Below are 17780 nucleotides of genomic sequence, written 5' to 3' on the forward strand. Positions count from 1 at the left end.
GGTGCGAGCGGCGTGGCGGGCCTGCGGCGGATGGCTGGACATCAACGACCGGCGGCCTGGTGGCGGCGGCGCATCTCCTGGACGAACGGCGCCCTGGCCACCAACTGCTCAAAGATCCGTTCGTCGAGCTCCCGGTCCCTGTCCTTGGTCGCGGGATGGGTCAGCGGCCACGTCAGCTCATGGCAGGGCAGCGCCGCGAACTCATGGCCCGGGTCCGAGGTGTGCGTCGCGTCCGACCGGAAGCCGAGGTTGGTGACCAGGTTCGCCGTCGGGATGATCGCCTTGCCGCGCAGGAGGCAGCAGAGGAACCACTGATAGTCCCAGTCGTCCTGCCCCTTGCCCTCATGGATGCGGCCCCAACGCCCTTCCCACAGTTCACGTTCCGTGGGATCGGGGAAGTGCTCTGCGAGCACTCCGCTCTTCACGACCTCGGGCCAGTCGGAGAGCCACATGTCGTAGTGCTGCCAAGCACGCCGCCAAGTGGCCCAACCCCAAATGGTGTTGTACTTCGAGAAGTAGTAGGACTCGGGCCGGAGATGAGGCTCAAGGTAGTGGGTGCCGCCGATGTGCATCACCTCACTGTCGTCCGCGTAGCGGTTCAACAGCTCCTCGGCGAAGGAGAAGAAGGACACGTCTGCGAGAGTGTCGTCCTCGATGATGATGCCGGCTTCGACGTGCTCGAAGAACCAGTCGATCGCACCTGCCACGTTTATCTTGCAGCCTTGGTTCTGATCCGCGTACCTGCGCTGGACTTCGCAAGGCCAGTCGATCTTTTCCTCGATGATTCGACGCACTTCGGCGACCGCGAGATCATCGCCCGGAACATCGGACTTCGGTCCGTCCACGGCGATGAACAGTTTGGTCGGCCGAACCTCCCGGATCCGGTCCATCAGGACTGGAGTCAGGTCCGTGCGGTGATAGGCGGCGAAAAGGACTGGCGTCTGAAAGCCCTCTGACATGAAGCTCCTCGATCTCTTCAAGGACAGTCACAGCTACGCGGCCGCCCAAATCCAGGGCGGGCCGATTCGGAGCGGGCGAGAACCAGCTCCAAGCCAATTCGTGTTCGAATGGTGCGATGCTATTTGCGGCCGTCGAATCGCCGCGAGAGCCTCGGGGGCAGCATCGGGTGCCCGAACAGACGGCGGGTGCGCCGCCCGGGGGCACGGTGTTTCGTCCTGCCGGACGACGCGGCCCGCTGCGTCATGCGGCGGTTGGCCGACGAGCCCTCTACAACCGGGCGTACCTACTGGGCAGTTGCCCTGCCGAACGGCTCAAGCCTCTGATGGATGGGTCTTCGACCGAGAGAACCCGTGTCTGTGCACCAGAGACTTCCCGTGCTTGCCCACTTGTCCGGTGTCGACGTGCCCGGTTTCCCCTCCGCCTCCTCGGCGCCCGGGGAGAACACCGCGGCGCTCTGTCGCCGACAGACACCCTCCCTGGCCGAGGCCCTGCTCCGTGGCCCCCGACACTCGCTTGCCACGGCTACGCCTCCCAGGCCCGGAGTTCCGGTCAGGTCGAGGGACACGACCCGCTGGGAGGTACGAGTCCGCTCATCCCCCGGCGCTGTCGGACGGCCAAGGTGCCGGGTGGGGTGAGAAGTTGGGGTGCGCCCTGGTCGGCTCGTACCGGCGCTGCCAAATCGGAGTGGTCGATCCGCTGGTGGCCGGCACGATGGCGGACCAGTCGGCCGGGCAGCTGCGGCCGCTCTTGTGCTCGCGCTCCTCGTGCCGCACGAACTGCTTGGTGGCGAAGTGGTGGTCGATGACGGACACCCCGGCCCGGTCGTAGGAGTGCAGCACGGCCGCAGTGAGTTCCAGCAGCGCACGGTCACGCCACAGGGTGCGGTCGCGGCTGGTGTCCAGGCCCATACCCCGGGCGATCTCGGGGAGCTTGTCGTAGCGGTTGGTGTCGGACAGATTGCGGGCGCCGATCTCGGTGCAGGTGTACCAGGCGCTGAACGGGGCCAACGGGTAGCGCAGGCCGCCCAGTTCAAGGACCTGATTGGAGATGGTGGGAAAGGCGTGCCAACGAAGACCGAGCCGTTCGAACCACGGATAGTCGGGGTGGCCGATGCGCACCTCGGGGACCGCGTCCGGCGGCAGGTCAAACCATCGGGGTTCGTGTCCCGGCCACTGGATGACCAGGGGCAGGACGTCGTACTCGGTACCCCGGCCGCGCCAGCCGAGTTGCTGGACGGCCTCGGTGAGATCCGCCGTCTCGGGATCTCCCATGACCGAACCGTCGTGCTGACGGTACCCGGCGTAGCGGATGAGCTGCCCGTTCCACACCCAAGGTCCCGGCCGGCCGGGCGTGCTCGGGGCGAAGACGCTCAGGAGCATCCGCACCTTGCCGCCGTTCCAGGCCAGCCGGAGATGCTCCACGAGGGCCTCGAACAAGGAGCCCTCGTCACCGGGGCCGGCCCCGGCCTCGCGGCAGTCCCGGGTTTCCAGTCCCCGCCAGTAGAACTTGCCGATGCACTGCGGGTTGTTCCGCCAGGCGATCCGGGTGCCCACCACGAGCTCCTGAACGTTCTGCCGGTAGGCACCCGTCGCGGCCAGCTCGGCCCCTATCTCCCTGACCCGCTGCTCCGCAGCATCGGCGGCGAGGTGTCCCTCGGCCGCGAGTTGGCGCACCAGGTCCTCAGCCTCGGCGGCCACCGACCCGACGGACGGGGAGGTCGACGCAGACGGTTGCATGCACATGCGTGAGGTCGTCACGGGAAGCCCCTTGTCAACGGCGAGGAACAGCAACCCAGTTCACTTGTACGAAACATCCGTGCCGGAGAGGACGCTAAGCCACGCGGGCCACGGCACGGGTCAAATGCCGCTCCCTTTGACGGAACTCATGCGCACCCTCATCGTCGGCTCCGGCCGCCGCGCGGGGCGTCGCCGTAGCGCTGGAAGGGCGCGAAGATGTGGTCCCTCGCCTCGTCCGCGCAGACGGCAAGGACAGCCGCATCGCTTCCCACTAGGGTCACTTCAGCTCCACAGCCCGGCGCCGCACGGCCATCGTGCGGCGCTCCGTGAACCCGTCGATTGGACCGGTGTGAAGTGAGCATCAAGTACCGTCATCTGCTGGGTCGTTCATTAGCAGCGGCGATCCGGAGCCGCCTCGCCGCAGTGGTGGGGGTGGTCGCGCTGCTGATGGCCGTCCTCACCGGCACGGCCGCCGGCGCGGCCAGTGCGGCGCCCCAGGCAGCCCCGGTCGCCGCCACCACCAACGCGTCCGCCGGGTGGGTCTGCCCCGGCACGCCCATACCCCCGGGTTACGTGCTCACCCTCCGCGCGCCGAACGGGTGCAACGGTGCCGGCGCCTGGTTCATGCGGCCCGTGCAGGACGGGATCTGGACCTGCGCCACCTCGCCGATCCCACCCGGCTACGTGATCACCCTCCACAACGCCACTGGCTGCAGCGGCATCGACGCCTGGTACCTCCAGCTGGCCCGCAACGGCCAGTGGACCTGCGCGGGCTCACCGATCCCCGCCGGTTACGTGCTCACCGGCCACATGAACTCCGGCTGCGGCAACATCGGCTCGTGGTTCATGCAACTGGCCCGCGCCGGCCTGTACATGTGCCCCTACCAGCCCGTACCGGCCGGCTACCGCGCCGGAACCTACAACGCGAGCATGTGCGGCGGCCTCGGCGGCTGGTTCCTGCTCACCGCCTGATCCGACCGGATCCGCCGGAGGGCACCGCCTGGTGCGCGGTGCCCTCAGCAGGTCGGCGGCGCACCGGCCGCGGTACGACCGGTGCGCCGCCGGTTGGGCTCACCAGCGGGTGATGCCCATCGTCCGCGCCGCGTCGTGGATGGCCAGCCAGTGGTAGGGCGTCATGCCCGACTGCTTGATCGGAGCAGTGATGTCGTCGTGCCGGAACTCGTCCCGCGAGCAGGCCAGGAGGCTCGTTCCGTACCGGACCGGTACGGAACCAGTGCCGTGGACGGGATGGGACTTGGCCGCGGTCTGGCTGCCGGCGTGCGCCAGGATGCTCCGGGCCTGGTTGTACGCGCCGGCGCTGATCTGACTCGGGTTTGCCGGTACACGGGTGGCGAGCCGGTCAAAACAAGGCACCCTCGCCGGTTGCTCGGCCTGGGCGTTCGCGGCTCCGGCCGAGGGGACGGCTACTACGAGGGCCGCGGCCGCTACTGCGGCGGCCAGTCCGGCGCGGAAAGCTAACTTCATGGCTGTGAGTCCTCACTCTGGCGGATGATGGCGATACGCGTTCGCGATGACGGATCGCCGGCTTGGTTGTGTCGGTTACGGCTCGCCCGCTTGGTTGTGCCGGATTTCGAGGGAGTCGTTGGTCGGTGCGTTCAATTGGCCCCGACGCCAGGCCCGTTGCTCACCTGGCACCCCAAAGCTCCCATCGCGGGTGACGGTGGAACTGGTCGGTGGCATCGTCGGAGTTCAGCGACAGCCGGATGTGACGACCCTGGTATCGGGACGTCTCGACTTCCCGGGACCGGCTGGCGGTGCGGAAGAGCTCCAAGCCGCGCCGCTCGGCTGCCCACTGTGCTTCGACGATGTCGGACGCGACGCCGTGGATGTTCCGACGGCACGGACCTTTCCGCTGCGGATCGAGTCCTCGTGGCCCGGATTGCCGATGGACGGGGCGAACATCAGCGTGCCCAGGGCGCGTAGGGGTTGACCTTGATGCCGATGCGGCCGAGGGTGCGGTATTGCATGTGTGTCTCCTAGGGGGATGGCATACCCTGGAGCTAAGCGGAAAGCTTTTCCGCTTAGCTCCACCATACGGAAAGCCTTTCCGGTTGCGCAAGAGGAGGAGTCCTGTGCCTGAGCCCGCGTCACCACCCGACGACTCCCCGGCCGCGCCGCGCCGACGCGCCGACGCGCAACGCAACATCTCCGCCTTGCTGGAGGCAGCCAAGACGGTCTTCGACACCTCGGGGGTCGACGCACCCGCAAAGGAGATCACCGACCTGGCCGGGCTGGGAGTGGGGACGCTCTACCGCCACTTCCCTCAGCGCTCCGACCTCGTCAAGGCAGTGATACAGAGCAACATCGACGCCTGCGCCGCTGCCGGACCACGGCTCAGCGCCGCACACGAGCCAGGCGCGGCATTGGTGAAGTGGCTCCAGCAGTACACCGAACTCCTGAGGATCAAGCGGGGACTTGCCTCAGCACTGCACTCGGGCGATCCGGCCTACGGAGCCCTGCCCGGCTACTTCATGCAGAAGCTCACCCCCACCCTCGCCGCGCTCCTCGACACCGCAGCGGCCAGCGGCGCGATCCGCGACGACATCAGCGCCCGTGACCTGCTGTTCGCCATCGCCCATCTATGCCTGCCCGTGCCTTGTGAAGACACCGAGCACAGCACGCGCATGGTGGGCGTCCTGATAGACGGCCTGCGCAACGGCCCACAGCGGCAGTCGTGACCGCAGCCATCTGCACCTCCGTCACCGCGCGCAGGACCTGCTTTTCCATCAGCTATTGATCTGATGCCGCGTACGCCGCAGCAGCACTGACTGTGCCATTGGTCCAACCGGGGCCGGGGCCTGGGCCGATGTCAGCCGGTTGTCGGCGATGGACCGTGATCTGGCGGTGAGTTGTCGGTCGCTGCCGGGACATTGGAGCTGGTTGGCGCCGGCCATCAACGGCACTGGCCACCAGCATCGCATCGTCCCGGCCCCGAACGGCGAAGGCGCCAACCTGGCCATACTCGACGGCGCCGAACTCGGCAAGGCCCTCGCGGCGCACCCCCGACGACATCGAGGCCGCGCTCACCGAGTACGAGCAGGCCCAATAGGGCATTCGCCCAAGGCGTTCGGCGACAGCACCCTGCCGCCTTGTTCGCCACGGCGGTCAACTCCGTGGAAATCGAGGGGTGTTGGAAGGTGGCGATGGGGTTTGCTGGGGCGAGAGAGACGTCAGTCGGGGTAGCGCTCGATCAGATTCGTCAGGCTGTCGAGCCTGGTGAGCGCCTGGTCTTCGGGCAGCTCCTCCAGGAAGAGGGTGAGCCGTTCGACGCCGGCTTCCACGTAGGCGTCGATGAGGCGCTCGTCGTCGCCCGGGACGTTGTAGACCGATACCGGCAGACCGTCGGCGGCGGCCACCTGCGCCGGGACGTCGGCCGGGTCCGCGACGGCCGTGGGCATCCACACGTCGCCGTGCGTCCGAACCCTGGCCAGTACGCGCGGCCCGTCGCCGCCGTGGTGGATCGGGGGTGTCCGCACGGGCTTGGGCCAGGAGTAGACCGGGTCGAAGTCGATGTGCTCGCCGTGGAACTCGGCCTCGTCCTTGGTCCAGAGCTCCTTGAGCGCGGCCAGCTGTTCGCCGAGGCGGGCGCCGCGCGTGCGGGGATCGACGCCGTGGTCGCGCATCTCGTCGGTGTGCCAGCCGGCGCCGACCCCGAGCAGGAACCGGCCGCCCGACAGCCGGTCGAGGCTGGCCGCCTCCTTCGCCGTCTGGAGTACGTCCCGCTGCGGCAGGATCGCGATTCCGGTGCCAAGGAGCAGCTTCTCGGTGACCGCCGCGGCCGTCGACAGCGCGACGAACGGGTCGTAGGTGCGCAGGTACGGCCGCGGCATCGGGCCGCCCATGGGATATTCGATCTTCGAGTGCACCGGGGTGTGCGTGTGCTCGGGGACGAACATCGCGTTGAACCCACGTTCTTCCAGCGCCCTGCCCAAGCGGTCGGGGCGGATCCCCTCGTCCGTCATCAGACTGTGCACGCCGAACTTCATCTCAGATCGCCTCCACGATCTCGGCACGGTGACGCGCCAGCCAGGCGTCCAGGGACTCCAGGCGCGGATTGAGGCGGCGTACCAGGTCCAGGTCGCGTGCGCCCGTGAAGTAGGCGGACGCCTCGGAGTAGAACTCGAACATGTTCGCCACCTCCACCGCGCTCGGGTATCCGGCGGCGCGCGCCTGCTCGTAGGTCTGCGGCCGATACGTCACCTGCTCGCCGAGGAGCTCGGTGAACGCGGCCGCCAGTTCGTCGCCCGTGGCGTGCTCGCCCGCGATGCTGACGGTGCGGCCGACGAACCGAACACCCCGGCCGAGCACGCCCAGCGCGGTGCGGCCGATGTCGTCAGCGGCGATCATCGCCATCGGATTGCCCGCCAGGGGAAGGGTCAGGACGAGCTTGCCGTCGGCGTCGCGGTGCGGGCCCTGCCCCTGGGTGAACGCCTCGTAGTAGAAGGTGGTCTGCAGAAAGGTCGTGGGCACGCCGAGGGCGGTGAAGGCGGCGTTGGCCTCCGCCTTGGCGTCGAAGTGCGGCACCGCGTACGTGCCGAGCGGTGTGGGGACCGTACGGCCGAGGTGGGCGAAGTACGGCCGGGTGTCCTCCAGGGTGGACCACACCACGTGCCGCAGGCCGTTCGCCTTCGCGGCGCGGGCGGCGACGTGGGCCTGGTCGATCTCCATCTGGGCGCGGTCGCGGGCCGCTTCCTGCTCCGGTGTGAGCGGCGCCCAGAAGTTGGTCACGACGAACGCGCCGTACGCGTCCGCGAACGCGCGGTGCACGGCGGCCTCGTCGTCGAGATCGGCCTGCACGACCTCCGCGCCGCGTTCGGCCAGCGCCCGCGCCCGCGGGGACTCCGTGTCCCGCGTGAGGGCCCGTACCCTGAACCCGCTGTCAGGGGCGTCGAGGATCGCGCGCACCAGGCCGCCGCCCTGCGCACCGGTCGCGCCCACCACTGCAATGATCTTGTGTTCGCTCATGCCTCCACACTGGCACCGCCGGATCCGACGCGCGTGCCCCGGCGCTGGGTACCCACGGCAGGGGATGGCAGCGCTTCGGGTCCGGCACGACAATGGGCCCATGGCTGCTGAAGAGTTGGGCGAGTACCTACGGGCCCGCCGCGCCGCGCTGACCCCCGCGGACAGCGGTGTGCCGACCTACGCGACCTTGCGCCGAGTGCCGGGCCTGCGCCGCGACGAGGTGGCCCACCTGGCCGGGATCAGCGTGAACTACTACACGCGCCTGGAACAGGGCGAGAGCCACCAGATGTCGGACTCCGTGCTCCAAGCCCTGGGCACCGCACTGCAGTTGACCGTGGACGAGCGGGCTCATCTGCTCCGTCTCGCCCGCCCCGCCCAGGCGCGGCAGACGCGCCGCCCCTACGGCCCCGAGCATCTGCGCCCGTCCGTCCTCGCGCTGGTTGAGGCCACCGCCGATCAGGCGGCGATCATCGTGGGCCGCTACTTCGACCTGCTCGGCGCGAACCGGCTCGGCTACGCGCTCTACGGCCTCAACCCCGGCCAACGCCCCAACCTGGCGCGGACGATGTTCCTCGACCCGGCCATGCTCGACCTGTTCCCGGACTGGCACATGGAGGCGGTCCACGCCGCCGCGTACCTGCGTATGGCCACCGGCGACATGCCCGACGACCCCGCGCTCGCCGACCTCATCGGCGAACTCAGCATCAAGAGCCCCGAGTTCGCCCGCATCTGGGCCAGCCAGCCCGTCGCCGAGTGCGGGCACTCGACGCGCCGCTACCACCACCCCCTGGTCGGGCCGCTGGAGCTCCAGCAGGAGAGCGTCAGGGTGTCCGGCGACCCCGGCCAGCGGATCATCTTCCAGGGCGCCACACCCGGATCCGACTCGGCGGACCGCCTCCGCCTCCTCGACACGATCAGCCCCTGATCCGAGCCGGGAGCAGACCTCGGCTCAAGAAGCCCGGCGCCATCCCAGGGGGCTTTCACCGGGCGAGGCGCAAGTGCCGCAGCGCGCGGGCGGCGGGCGATCCCGGGTCCGCGGTGAGGAAGACGACCTGCTGGTCGTCTTCGGGCAGGGCCAGCACATCGCAGTTCAGGCGCAGGCTCCCCGCCTCCGGGTGCTGGAGCGTCTTGGTCCGGTGACCGGGAACGCGTACGGGGTCGTCGTCCCAGATCGCGGTGAACTCACCGCTCTTCTCCCGTAGTTCGGCAAGCATCACGGCGAGCCGCTCGTCCTGGGGGTACCGGAGCGCGGCGGCCCGCAGCCGGGCCACCGCGATCTCGCCGAACTCCTCGGCCCCGACGGTCTCTTGACGACCGAGCCCCAGGAAGTGGCGGCGGGCCAGATTCGGCTGTCCCGTCAGGTCGCCCAGGATGGCCTCGGCAAGCGGGTTCCAGGCGATGACGTCATAGACGGCATCGGTGACGACGGCCCCCGCCTCCGGCATCCGGTGGATCAACTCGACGATGTACGGGCGGACTTGGCGGATCGGACCTGCGGGCGACTCCGGATGGGCACCGGCCAGCCGGAACAGGTGGGTGCGTTCGGCCGGGGTGAGCCTGAGCGCGCCGGCGACACCGTCCAGGACGCGCGGCGAGGGACGCGGACCGCGGGCCTGTTCGAGGCGGGCGTAGTACTCGACCGACATGTGGGCGAGCGAGGCCACCTCCTCGCGGCGCAGGCCGGGCGTTCTGCGGCGCGGACCTGCGGGCAGGCCTGCATCAGCAGGGCGCAGGTCCTCCCGCCGGGCACGCAGGAAACGGGCGAGCTCCTGTCGAGGCATGGGTCAACTCCCCTCTTCCAGGCACGGGTTGTGCCTGGATCGGCCGGTCCACGGGCCGCACCGTGGACACCATGAAGGATTCCACTGCGCTGGTCACCGGCGCCAACAAGGGCATCGGCAAAGAGATCGCACGGCAGCTCCTGGCCGAGGGGCTCACGGTCTACGTCGGCGCACGGGACGCCGAGCGGGGGCGGCGGGCGGTCGAGGAACTCGGCGAGGGCGCCCGGCTGCTGCCGCTCGACGTGACCGATCCCGACAGCATCCGTGAAGCCACCCGGCACATCGGGGAGTTGGACGTGCTGGTCAACAACGCGGGCATCATGGTCGACGGCAGGCCCGCCTCCACCGCCGACCTGGACAGCTTCCGCCGTACTTACGAGACGAACCTGTTCGCGGTCGTCGCCGTCACCAACGCCTTCCTGCCCGCACTGCGCCGCTCCGCCCACCCGCGCATCGTCAACGTCTCCAGCGGAACCGGTTCGTTGGCCTGGAGCACCGGCTCCGAGCAGCGCTTCGCGGGCGCGGGGGCCGCCTACCGCTCGTCGAAGACCGCGCTCAACGCGCTGACGGTCTTCTACGCCCAAGAGCTCGCCGCCGACGGCTTCAAGGTCAACGCGCTCGCCCCCGGCCTGCGGGCCACCGACCTCAACGCCCGCGCCGCCGCCAGCGGCGAGGACCCGGCAGAGGGCGCGGCCGGCGCCGTACGACTCGCCCTGCTGCCGGACGACGGCCCCACCGGAACGTTCCTGTCCTGGGACGGCACCACCGTGCCCTGGTGACGTTCGCCTCCCACCGTCCGGTCAGCGCCGCCGGCGGCACGTGCGTCGACGCCGACAACGGCCGGCACTCCGGCGTCGCCGACCACCTCAACATCTGGGAATGGACGGAGCGTGGGCGATCCAGTAGCCGGGTTCCGGTCAATCCGCTCGCGATCTTCCGGCTCCGCTGCGCCGACTGCCCGCGGACGGTGTGCGGTCCGACGCCAGAACTTCCGTCAACTCATCGAGCAGCGAGCGCAGTTGCTCGCTGCGCTCGGGGCCGAGCGCGTCGGTGATCCGTCGCTCGGTGTCGGTGATGACAGCGTCCGCGCTGTGCAGCGCCGCGAGTCCGGCGTCGGTGAGGTGGAGTTCCTGGACGTTGCGGTGCCGTGGATGGGTGCGGCGCTCCAGCAGACCGGCGGCTTCGAGCTTGGTGGCGAGCAGGGCCACGGCCTGGGTGGTGACGCCGAGGCGGCGGCCGAGTTCGGCTCCGGTGAGGCCGGGATAGATGTGCACGTGCATCAGGAGCGCGTAGTGCGATGCGGGGACGCCGACGGCGCGCAGCCCGGGTTCCTTCGCGGCCTGCGTAGCCAGGTCGGCGTGAAGCGGTCAAAAAGATGTTGTCGGCGTCCCCGATGGACCCCTCGGGCGATCCGCTGGAGCAACGGCCGCTGTTCGAGCAGATGATCACCGCGATCCCGGTGCCGGACGATGTCGTCACCACACCGGGGCAGTTGGGCGGGGTGCCGGTCGTCACGATCGACATCCCCGGAACCACGGCCACCGACGGCGTCATCCTCTACTTCCACGGCGGGTTCTTCGCCATCGGTTCGGCGGCCGCCTCGGTCGGTCTCGCCTCCGACCTCGCCCGTCGGGCCCGGATGCGGGTGGTCACCGTCGACTACCGACTCGCGCCCGAACACCCCTACCCCGCCGCGGTGCAGGACGCGATGACCACCTATCGGGCGCTGTGCGACAGCGGCGTGGACCATGCCCGGGTGGCGCTCGCCGGGGAATCCGCCGGGGCCAACCTGGCGGTGACGACCCTGGTCGGCGCCCAGCGTGCCGGCCTGCCCCAACCGGCGGCAGCCGTTCTGCTGTCACCCTGGGTCGACCTGGCGGGCAGCGGGGACAGCATCACCAGCAAGGCCGATGTCGACCCGATCATCACGGCGACCGCGATCCGCCGACGAGCAGCCGGCTACCTCGACGGCGCCGACCCCACCGACGCTCCCGCCAGCCCGATCCATGCCGACCTGACCGGGCTGCCGCCCCTGCTGATCCAGGCCGGCTCACACGAAGTCCTGCTCGACGATGCCACCCGCCTGGCCACCCGGGCCGCGCACGACGACGTCGCCGTCACGCTGGACGTGGTACCCGGCGTGACCCACGTGTTCCAAGCCTTCGCCGCCCACCTGGACGAAGGCGGGGCCGCCTTGGAGCGAGCCGGTGCCTTCCTGCGCGGCCACCTCGCGACGGCCGGGCCCGAGGGTGCGAGTCCGGAGCGGAACTGACCACCTGACCGCGTCGGTGGTCATGGAGCCGCTCGGCGTCGTCGCCGGGGTCATCCCCTTCAACTGGCCACCCATCCACACAGGCGGAAAGATCGCGCCCGCCCTCGCCGTCGGCAACACCGTGGTCGTCAAGCCGAGCGAGCAGGCACCGCTCTCCGAAGACGTCGGTCATCGCACGCCAGGCAGCCCTGAGCAGTGTTCGGGCACACATGAGCCACCTGGCTCCCTGGGCCAGGCGCGCGCTCAGCCTCGATCGTTGGTCAGGTCCTGGAGGCCGACGACCCGCAGGAGTTCGAGCCGCTCGTACGTCTCCGTGCCCGGCCGCGCCGAGTGCACGACGAGCTGCTGCCCGTGGCCGTCGCTGAGCAGCACCTCGCAGTCGAGGTCGAGGACGCCGACCACGGGGTGCAGGAAGCGCTTCGGCGACGGGCGGCGCACCACGACGTCGTGCGACTCCCAGAACTCCTCGAACTCCCTTGACACGGCGCGGAGTTCGGCCACGAGGGCGGCCGGGCCCGGGTCGTCGGGGCGGGCCGCGGTGACCGCCCGCAGCCCCGCCACGTGGGCGCGGGCATGCTGCTCGTGGTTCTCGGGCGGGAACAGGGCCCGTGCGCCCGGCACCGTGAACCAGCGGCGGATGACATTCGTCCCCGCGTGGTCACCGGTCAGAGCCATCGACATCGTGTTCTGCGCGAGCACCTCGCCCCAGTCGCTCAGCACCGACGCCGGGAGGTCGTGCAGCCGGTCCAGGATCAGCAGCAGCCCCGGGCGGACGTGGCCCGAGGAGTCGCCGGGCCGGGGCGGCTCCTGGCCCGCCAGGTGGAACAGGTGGTCGCGCTCGACGTCCGTGAGCCGCAGGGCGCGGGCGAGAGCGGTGAGCATCTGCCGCGACGGATGGGAGCCGCGGCGCTGTTCGAGCCGCGTGTAGTAGTCCGTGGACATCCCGGCGAGCTGCGCCACCTCCTCGCGGCGCAGGCCCGGGGTACGGCGCCGCGCACCCGCGCTCAGGCCCACGTCGGAGGGGGCCAGACGGGTGCGGGCGCGGCGCAGGAAGTCGGCGAGTTCGATTCGGTCCACGGATTCAGGATCCCCCGGACCCGGACTCGTATCCAGGGAGCGCCCGTCCCTGGATAACCGCGCCTCTCCCGCTGCGACCGCCTCTCCAGCACGCTTCAGACATGGCTACGACGACGAGGAGGCGGCCATGCTGACATTGGTGACGGGAGCGACGGGCCAGGTCGGGCGGCGGTTCGTGCCGCGGCTGCTGCAGGGCGCGGCGCCCGGCGACGAGGTGCGGGTCCTGGTGCGGGACGCGTCGCGCGGCGAGCTGTTCGCCGGGCTCGGCGCCCAGGTGCTGGTCGGAGATCTGCGCGACATCGAGGTGCTCGGCAAGGCGACGGCCGGCGTGGACGCGGTGGTGAACGTCGCCGCCGCGTTCCGCGGGGTACCGGACGAGGAGGCGCGGGCGGTCAACCGGGACGCGGCCGTCGAGCTCGGCCGGGCCGCGGTGGCCTCCGGCGTGCGCCGGTTCGTGCAGGTCAGCACCGGACTCGTGTACGGCACGGGGCGGGGCAGGGCGCTGGTCGAGGGCGACGAGACGGTACCGGGCGGTCATTTCTGGGGCGCCTACCCCGAGTCCAAGTGGGAGGCGGAGCGTGCGCTCGGGGCGCTGGACGGCCTCGACGACCTCCGCATCGGACGGTTGCCGTTCGTGTACGGCGACGGGGACCCACATCTGGCCAACGCGATGGAGTGGGCGCCGAATTGGCCCGCCATGCAGCGGCTGCACATGGGCCACCACCTGGATGTCGCGCAGGGCCTGCAGCGGCTGCTGTACGCGCCCGGCGCGCACGGCGTCTACAACATCGCCGACGACGCCCCGGTCACCACGGTCGACCTCTTCCAGTTCCACGGCCTGCCGGTGCCTCAGGAGGCGTACGACAAGGATGCCCCGGACCCCTGGCACAGCGTGATGTCGACGGCACGCATCCGTCACGAACTGGGCTACCGCCCCCTCGTCCCGTCGATGTGGACGGCACGGGACGCGGGGGTGCTGTAACCGGCCCGCGGCCGGCGCCCCCTGAACCTCGACGCCGCCGCACCCGACGGTGTCGAGGTTCTGCTGCCAGTCCGGCAGGCCGTTCCTGCCCCAGCCCCGGTCGCCGAGCGCGGCGCGGAAGACGCCTTCGAGCTGCTCACGATGTGTCAGCTCCTTTGCGTGGTGGGTACGTGGTCCTGCGAGGTTGTGCGGGTCGCGTGCACGGGTACGGTCTTTGGTGACCTAGCGGGGAAGGGCCGCCACCGGAAATCCGGGTCGAAGTTCGAACCCTGACGTATGACGCTCGTCACCCGTGAGGTGAGACGTCGGCGGCGCTGGGGCCGCCGACGTCGTTGGCTGATCAGCCGCAGCAGGAGGCCGGGCTCGAAGGTGTTGCCGGGGTGGGCTCCGTGGCGGTGGTGGGCTTGACCGCACGGACCGGGGCGGTGATCGTAGGTCGTCGCCATGTTGATCTCTGGTTGACCTCAACCCTGATAGCGGCTGTGCACCGGCATCAGCCCGAGGAAGGAAGATCCGCCATTCCCATCAAGACACTGCAGATTCCCACCACGGACGGTCAGGCCGACGCTTTCGCCGCCTTCCCCGACCGTGGCGAGCGCCACCCGGGTGTGCTGCTGTACATGGACATCTTCGGCGTGCGGCCCGAGCTGGAGGAGAAGGCCCGCGAACTGGCCGAGCACGGGTACTACGTGCTCGTCCCCAACCTCTTCTACCGGCACGGCCCGGCACCGGTGATCGAACTTCCCGAGCACATCGGAGAAGAGACCCGGCCCGCGCTCGTCACCCAGCTGATGCCCTTGGTCAAGGCGCACACCACCGAGCGTGCCCTGCGCGACGCCGACGCCTATCTCAGGTTCCTCACCACCCAGCCCGAGGTCAGCGCCGGACCGGTCGCCGTGATCGGCTACTGCATGGGCGGCGTCCTGGCGATGCGTACCGCAGCGGCCCACCCCGACCAGGTGGCCGCCGTCGCCGGATTCCACCCCGGCAACTTGGTGACCGACGCTCCCGACAGCCCTCACCGCCTCGTCCCCAAGCTCACCGCCCAAGTGCACCTCGGCCACGCCGAAAACGACATGTCGCCCGAGGCCATCCGCGAGCTCGACCAGGCCCTGGATGCCACGGGTGTCGGCCACACCTCCGAGGTCTACCCCGGCGCCCTCCACGGCTTCACCATGTCCGACACCGACGCCTTCAACCCCTCCGCACTGCAACGCCATTGGGACCGACTGCTCCCCCTCCTCGACCGAACCCTGGCCAACCGGTGAGGCTCCGGCTCGGCGACCGAACCTGAAGTACCCGGCTGCGGAGTCCTCGGCTCGCGCGCCGGCCGCACAGTGGCGGCCGGGGCCTGGTGATCGTGGTCCCGCCGCATTCTCGGCTCGGGCCACGGGCCGACGGGCCCGGAGGGAAAGAGCCGGAGCGATGGAAGCATTGGATGCTGTCCATTCCGAGAGCACCGCGGCCCATAGGGCAGGAAAAGGGCATGAAAAAGCCCCCGGAATCACCTGGGATTCCGGGGGCTCGGCGCGCCCGTACCGCCGCCCTACTTGTTCGGGTCCCTGAAGCGGCCGAACGCCTTCGTGAGGGCGCTCAGCGGCGAGCCGTCCGTCTTGGCCGGCCGCGGCGCGGGCAGCCGGGGCACACCGTCGCCACCGGTCGCCTCGGCCAGCGCGGCATGCGCCGCCTCCGCGGCCTCCCGGTACAGGTCACGGGAGTTCGTCATGGCGTCGAGCGCCTCGGCGTACTTGGTGGCCATGCCCTGGGCGTGGACCAGTTCCTCGTCCGGGGTGAGCAGATGCCAGCCCTGGCGCAGCCGCGTCAGGGCCCGCTCGGCGTCGGCCGGCAGCGGCCGGGGCAGCGCGGCGAACTCCTTGATCCTGTCGAGGAGTTCGGTCGGTTCCGAGCCGTCCAGGAAGACACTGCGCACCGTGAAACGCTCCGCGTCGTAACCCGGGACCTGCGGCGCCGTGGGCAGGACGACGGCGCCGCCGCGCGGCATCCGCACGCTCAGCTCCCGCTTCATCGCGAAGTCGGCGATCTGTGCCTGCTCCGGCGTGCCCCGGTGCTCGACCACCCGGTACCGCAGGCTCGGCGGCAGGAACGCCGAGACCGGCTGCTGCCCCTTCGCGTCAGGCGTCATCGCCTCGTGCACCACGACGTGGATGTACCAGCTCTGCCGGGTGCAGTCGCGCAGCCGGTGGCGCAGCTCGTCGTCGTCCTTCGGCAGGTGGTTCGTCGTGCGCAGGCGTACTCCCGGCACCGTGTCGTGGTCCCAGGCGATCCGTTCGCTGTCGGGCCAGAACATGGTGGCGGGCGAGGGCCAGTGCATGTCCCACGCCCGTTCCGCCTCGGCGGCGAGGACCCAGGTGACGCCCTCGCCTTCCTTGCGGCGGGTCTCGGGGTCGTACGTGGTCAGCTGTGCGCGCACCGTGACGTCGTCGGCCACGCGCCAGCGGGCCTCGAAGAGGCGGCGGGCCGACGGGCCGGGGTCGGCGGACTCGTCCCGCGGGTGCAGGACGGTGGAGCGGGCCGCCTCGACGGGGTCGAGGTCCAGGAAGTCGTCGAGCACCCCGGCCGCCTTGAGAGCGATCAGGTTGCGCCGGACATCCAGCTCGGGCTCGGGCCCGAGGTGGCGCCCACGCCCCAGCCAGACGGTGTCGGGGACGGTGGTCGAGGGGGTGCTGTTTTTGGCCATGGAGTCGTTCTGTGAGTGATCGGGGCCCGACCAGTATGCTCCGTGGACCTGTCGATGCAAGCGGTACCGCGTCCTCGGCTTCGCCACACTCGACGGGCGATACGCAGAGTTCGAAGAGGACGCCGTTCTCCCGGCCGAGGGCGACACCGCGATCTTCCTCCAACCTGGCTGCTTGGGCCACGAGTTGGGCTGTTGCGGCGGAGCGGCGAAGCTCTCGTGGAGATCGGCCCGCGATGGCGTGGCGCACACCAGCGCCGGGGTGTCCCCTTCGCGGCCGACCTTGTGCAGGGCCGGTGGCACCGTCGTGGAGGTACTGGGCCTCACCGCACCGCACCCAGCCCTGTGGGGCCCGCTCTGACGTGGCGAAGCCCCGTCACCCTCCGGATGACGGGGCTCGGCCGTGTCTGGGCGTGCACTCGCCGCGTTGCCCCCCCGTCGGCCTGGCCGCGCCCGCCTACGGATCAGGCGGTCAGTGTCCACTTCTGGTTGGGCAGACCATTGCAGTCCCAAATGCCCAGCTGGGTCCCGTTGTTGGTGTTGAAGCCGAGGTCGTCGAGGCACTTGCCGGTGAGGACGTTCTTCAGCGAGCCGTCCGCCTGCGGAAGCCACTGTTCGCCCTGGCTCCACGGCTGGCAGTCGTAGATCTCCACCTTGGTCCCGTTGTCGTGACCGCCCCACACGACGTTCAGGCACATTCCCAGGGCGCGCACCGTGTGGTCCGTGCCGAGCGTCCACCACTGGGCGCCGGTGCCGTTGCAGTCGTAGATCTGCACGGGGGTGGCCACCGTGGTCTTTCCGCTGCGTATGTCGACGCACTTGCCGCCGTAGCCGACCAGCCGGCCCTGGCTGCCGGTGACGCCCACCACCGTGGGGCGGATCGTCCTGGTCGCCCAGGACTGGCCTCGGTTGCAGAAGGCGACCGAGGTGCCGTCGCCGGTGACGACGGGGCCCGCCACCCAGTAGTCGATCGGCTGGTTGCCGATGAGGTAGAAGCAGGCGGCCTGGGTCTGCCACATGGTGCCCGGGGACACCCCGGTGCAACTGGCACTGGCGACCGGGCCCTGGTAGTGGGTGGAGCATGACCCCGGCGCATCGGCCTGGGCGGTGGCGGGCAGGACCATGGCCCCGATGATCGCCAGCAGTGCGGTCAATAACGCGGCGGTGGTGCGTCTCACGGTGACGTTCCCTTCCTTCACGAGCTGATCGCTCGGGCTCTCGATGTGCGTCGAAGCCTCCTGGAGCACTGATCCGCTGTCAACTGACATGGATACTTTGGCCTGTTCATTCA

Annotated in this window: 18 protein-coding genes and 2 pseudogenes; 10 read left to right on the forward strand and 10 right to left on the reverse strand. The window is 70.1% G+C overall.

Annotated elements, in window-relative coordinates; all coding sequences use genetic code 11:
- Positions 1-41 precede the first annotated feature (41 nt).
- Positions 42-707 carry a hypothetical protein gene (locus tag ACIQ8J_RS28975; protein WP_403275442.1) on the reverse strand — a complete coding sequence of 222 codons (666 nt, stop codon included), beginning with the start codon at positions 705-707 and terminating at the stop codon, positions 42-44.
- A 15-nt stretch (positions 708-722) separates the two neighbouring features.
- Between ACIQ8J_RS28975 and ACIQ8J_RS28980 the strand changes: the two genes are divergently transcribed.
- Complete coding sequence (locus tag ACIQ8J_RS28980; protein ID WP_403275444.1) at positions 723-956, forward strand: hypothetical protein; 234 nt, start codon at positions 723-725, stop codon at positions 954-956.
- 594 nt (positions 957-1550) lie between these two features.
- Here the strand turns inward: ACIQ8J_RS28980 and ACIQ8J_RS28985 are convergent.
- Positions 1551-2717: a nitric oxide synthase oxygenase gene (locus tag ACIQ8J_RS28985; protein ID WP_403275446.1), complete on the reverse strand. Its 1167-nt coding sequence runs from the start codon at positions 2715-2717 to the stop codon at positions 1551-1553.
- A gap of 333 nt (positions 2718-3050) precedes the next feature.
- Here ACIQ8J_RS28985 and ACIQ8J_RS28990 point away from each other — a divergent pair, with 333 nt between their 5' ends.
- Positions 3051-3668, forward strand: a complete 618-nt coding sequence (locus ACIQ8J_RS28990; protein WP_403275448.1) for a hypothetical protein — start codon at positions 3051-3053, stop codon at positions 3666-3668.
- Between the two features lie 99 nt (positions 3669-3767).
- Here ACIQ8J_RS28990 and ACIQ8J_RS28995 read toward each other — a convergent pair whose 3' ends face one another.
- Entirely contained in the window at positions 3768-4181 is a 414-nt protein-coding gene (locus ACIQ8J_RS28995; RefSeq protein ID WP_403275449.1) for a hypothetical protein, read from the reverse strand.
- Positions 4182-4789: 608 nt separating this feature from the next.
- Between ACIQ8J_RS28995 and ACIQ8J_RS29000 the strand changes: the two genes are divergently transcribed.
- Together ACIQ8J_RS29000 and ACIQ8J_RS29005 are read left to right on the forward strand one after the other, a co-directional pair.
- Positions 4790-5395 carry a TetR/AcrR family transcriptional regulator gene (locus ACIQ8J_RS29000; RefSeq protein ID WP_403275451.1) on the forward strand — a complete coding sequence of 202 codons (606 nt, stop codon included), beginning with the start codon at positions 4790-4792 and terminating at the stop codon, positions 5393-5395.
- Positions 5396-5645: 250 nt separating this feature from the next.
- Positions 5646-5760: pseudogene (locus ACIQ8J_RS29005) on the forward strand (FAD-dependent monooxygenase); the annotation flags it as partial.
- 127 nt (positions 5761-5887) lie between these two features.
- Here the strand turns inward: ACIQ8J_RS29005 and ACIQ8J_RS29010 are convergent.
- Positions 5888-6691 (reverse strand): LLM class F420-dependent oxidoreductase, encoded by an 804-nt coding sequence (locus ACIQ8J_RS29010; protein ID WP_403275452.1) that lies wholly within the window; start codon positions 6689-6691, stop codon positions 5888-5890.
- A gap of 13 nt (positions 6692-6704) precedes the next feature.
- Positions 6705-7682 (reverse strand): NmrA/HSCARG family protein, encoded by a 978-nt coding sequence (locus ACIQ8J_RS29015; RefSeq protein ID WP_403275453.1) that lies wholly within the window; start codon positions 7680-7682, stop codon positions 6705-6707.
- Between the two features lie 100 nt (positions 7683-7782).
- Between ACIQ8J_RS29015 and ACIQ8J_RS29020 the strand changes: the two genes are divergently transcribed.
- A complete protein-coding gene (locus ACIQ8J_RS29020) occupies positions 7783-8607 on the forward strand; it encodes a helix-turn-helix domain-containing protein (protein WP_403275455.1) in 825 nt (274 codons plus the stop codon).
- A gap of 55 nt (positions 8608-8662) precedes the next feature.
- Here the strand turns inward: ACIQ8J_RS29020 and ACIQ8J_RS29025 are convergent, their stop codons facing one another.
- Positions 8663-9463 (reverse strand): helix-turn-helix transcriptional regulator, encoded by an 801-nt coding sequence (locus ACIQ8J_RS29025; protein ID WP_403275456.1) that lies wholly within the window; start codon positions 9461-9463, stop codon positions 8663-8665.
- Between the two features lie 71 nt (positions 9464-9534).
- Here ACIQ8J_RS29025 and ACIQ8J_RS29030 point away from each other — a divergent pair, with 71 nt between their 5' ends.
- A complete protein-coding gene (locus tag ACIQ8J_RS29030; protein WP_403275457.1) occupies positions 9535-10242 on the forward strand; it encodes an SDR family oxidoreductase in 708 nt (235 codons plus the stop codon).
- Positions 10243-10380: 138 nt separating this feature from the next.
- Here ACIQ8J_RS29030 and ACIQ8J_RS29035 read toward each other — a convergent pair whose 3' ends face one another.
- A complete protein-coding gene (locus ACIQ8J_RS29035; protein ID WP_403275481.1) occupies positions 10381-10815 on the reverse strand; it encodes a MarR family winged helix-turn-helix transcriptional regulator in 435 nt (144 codons plus the stop codon).
- A 23-nt stretch (positions 10816-10838) separates the two neighbouring features.
- On the opposite strand from ACIQ8J_RS29035, the gene ACIQ8J_RS29040 reads away from it, so the two are divergent.
- The gene (locus ACIQ8J_RS29040; RefSeq protein ID WP_403275459.1) at positions 10839-11735 is read left to right on the forward strand and encodes an alpha/beta hydrolase; all 897 of its coding nucleotides are present in this window, start codon (positions 10839-10841) and stop codon (positions 11733-11735) included.
- Positions 11736-11757: 22 nt separating this feature from the next.
- Positions 11758-11832, forward strand: a pseudogene (locus ACIQ8J_RS29045) (hypothetical protein); the annotation flags it as partial.
- Positions 11833-11978: 146 nt separating this feature from the next.
- Here the strand turns inward: ACIQ8J_RS29045 and ACIQ8J_RS29050 are convergent.
- On the reverse strand, positions 11979-12812 hold the full coding sequence (locus ACIQ8J_RS29050; protein ID WP_403275461.1) for a helix-turn-helix transcriptional regulator: 834 nt from the start codon (positions 12810-12812) through the stop codon (positions 11979-11981).
- A 127-nt stretch (positions 12813-12939) separates the two neighbouring features.
- Here ACIQ8J_RS29050 and ACIQ8J_RS29055 point away from each other — a divergent pair, with 127 nt between their 5' ends.
- Entirely contained in the window at positions 12940-13794 is an 855-nt protein-coding gene (locus ACIQ8J_RS29055) for an NAD-dependent epimerase/dehydratase family protein (protein ID WP_403275462.1), read from the forward strand.
- 518 nt (positions 13795-14312) lie between these two features.
- Complete coding sequence (locus ACIQ8J_RS29060) at positions 14313-15062, forward strand: dienelactone hydrolase family protein (protein WP_403275482.1); 750 nt, start codon at positions 14313-14315, stop codon at positions 15060-15062.
- Positions 15063-15340: 278 nt separating this feature from the next.
- On the opposite strand, the gene ACIQ8J_RS29065 is transcribed toward ACIQ8J_RS29060, so the two are convergent.
- Together ACIQ8J_RS29065 and ACIQ8J_RS29070 are read right to left on the reverse strand one after the other, a co-directional pair.
- Complete coding sequence (locus ACIQ8J_RS29065) at positions 15341-16492, reverse strand: hypothetical protein (RefSeq protein WP_403275464.1); 1152 nt, start codon at positions 16490-16492, stop codon at positions 15341-15343.
- 461 nt (positions 16493-16953) lie between these two features.
- The gene (locus tag ACIQ8J_RS29070; RefSeq protein ID WP_403275465.1) at positions 16954-17667 is read right to left on the reverse strand and encodes a ricin-type beta-trefoil lectin domain protein; all 714 of its coding nucleotides are present in this window, start codon (positions 17665-17667) and stop codon (positions 16954-16956) included.
- Between the last annotated feature and the right edge of the window lie 113 nt (positions 17668-17780).

The organism is Streptomyces sp. NPDC094147, from assembly GCF_044764265.1.
GTDB lineage: Bacteria > Actinomycetota > Actinomycetes > Streptomycetales > Streptomycetaceae > Streptomyces.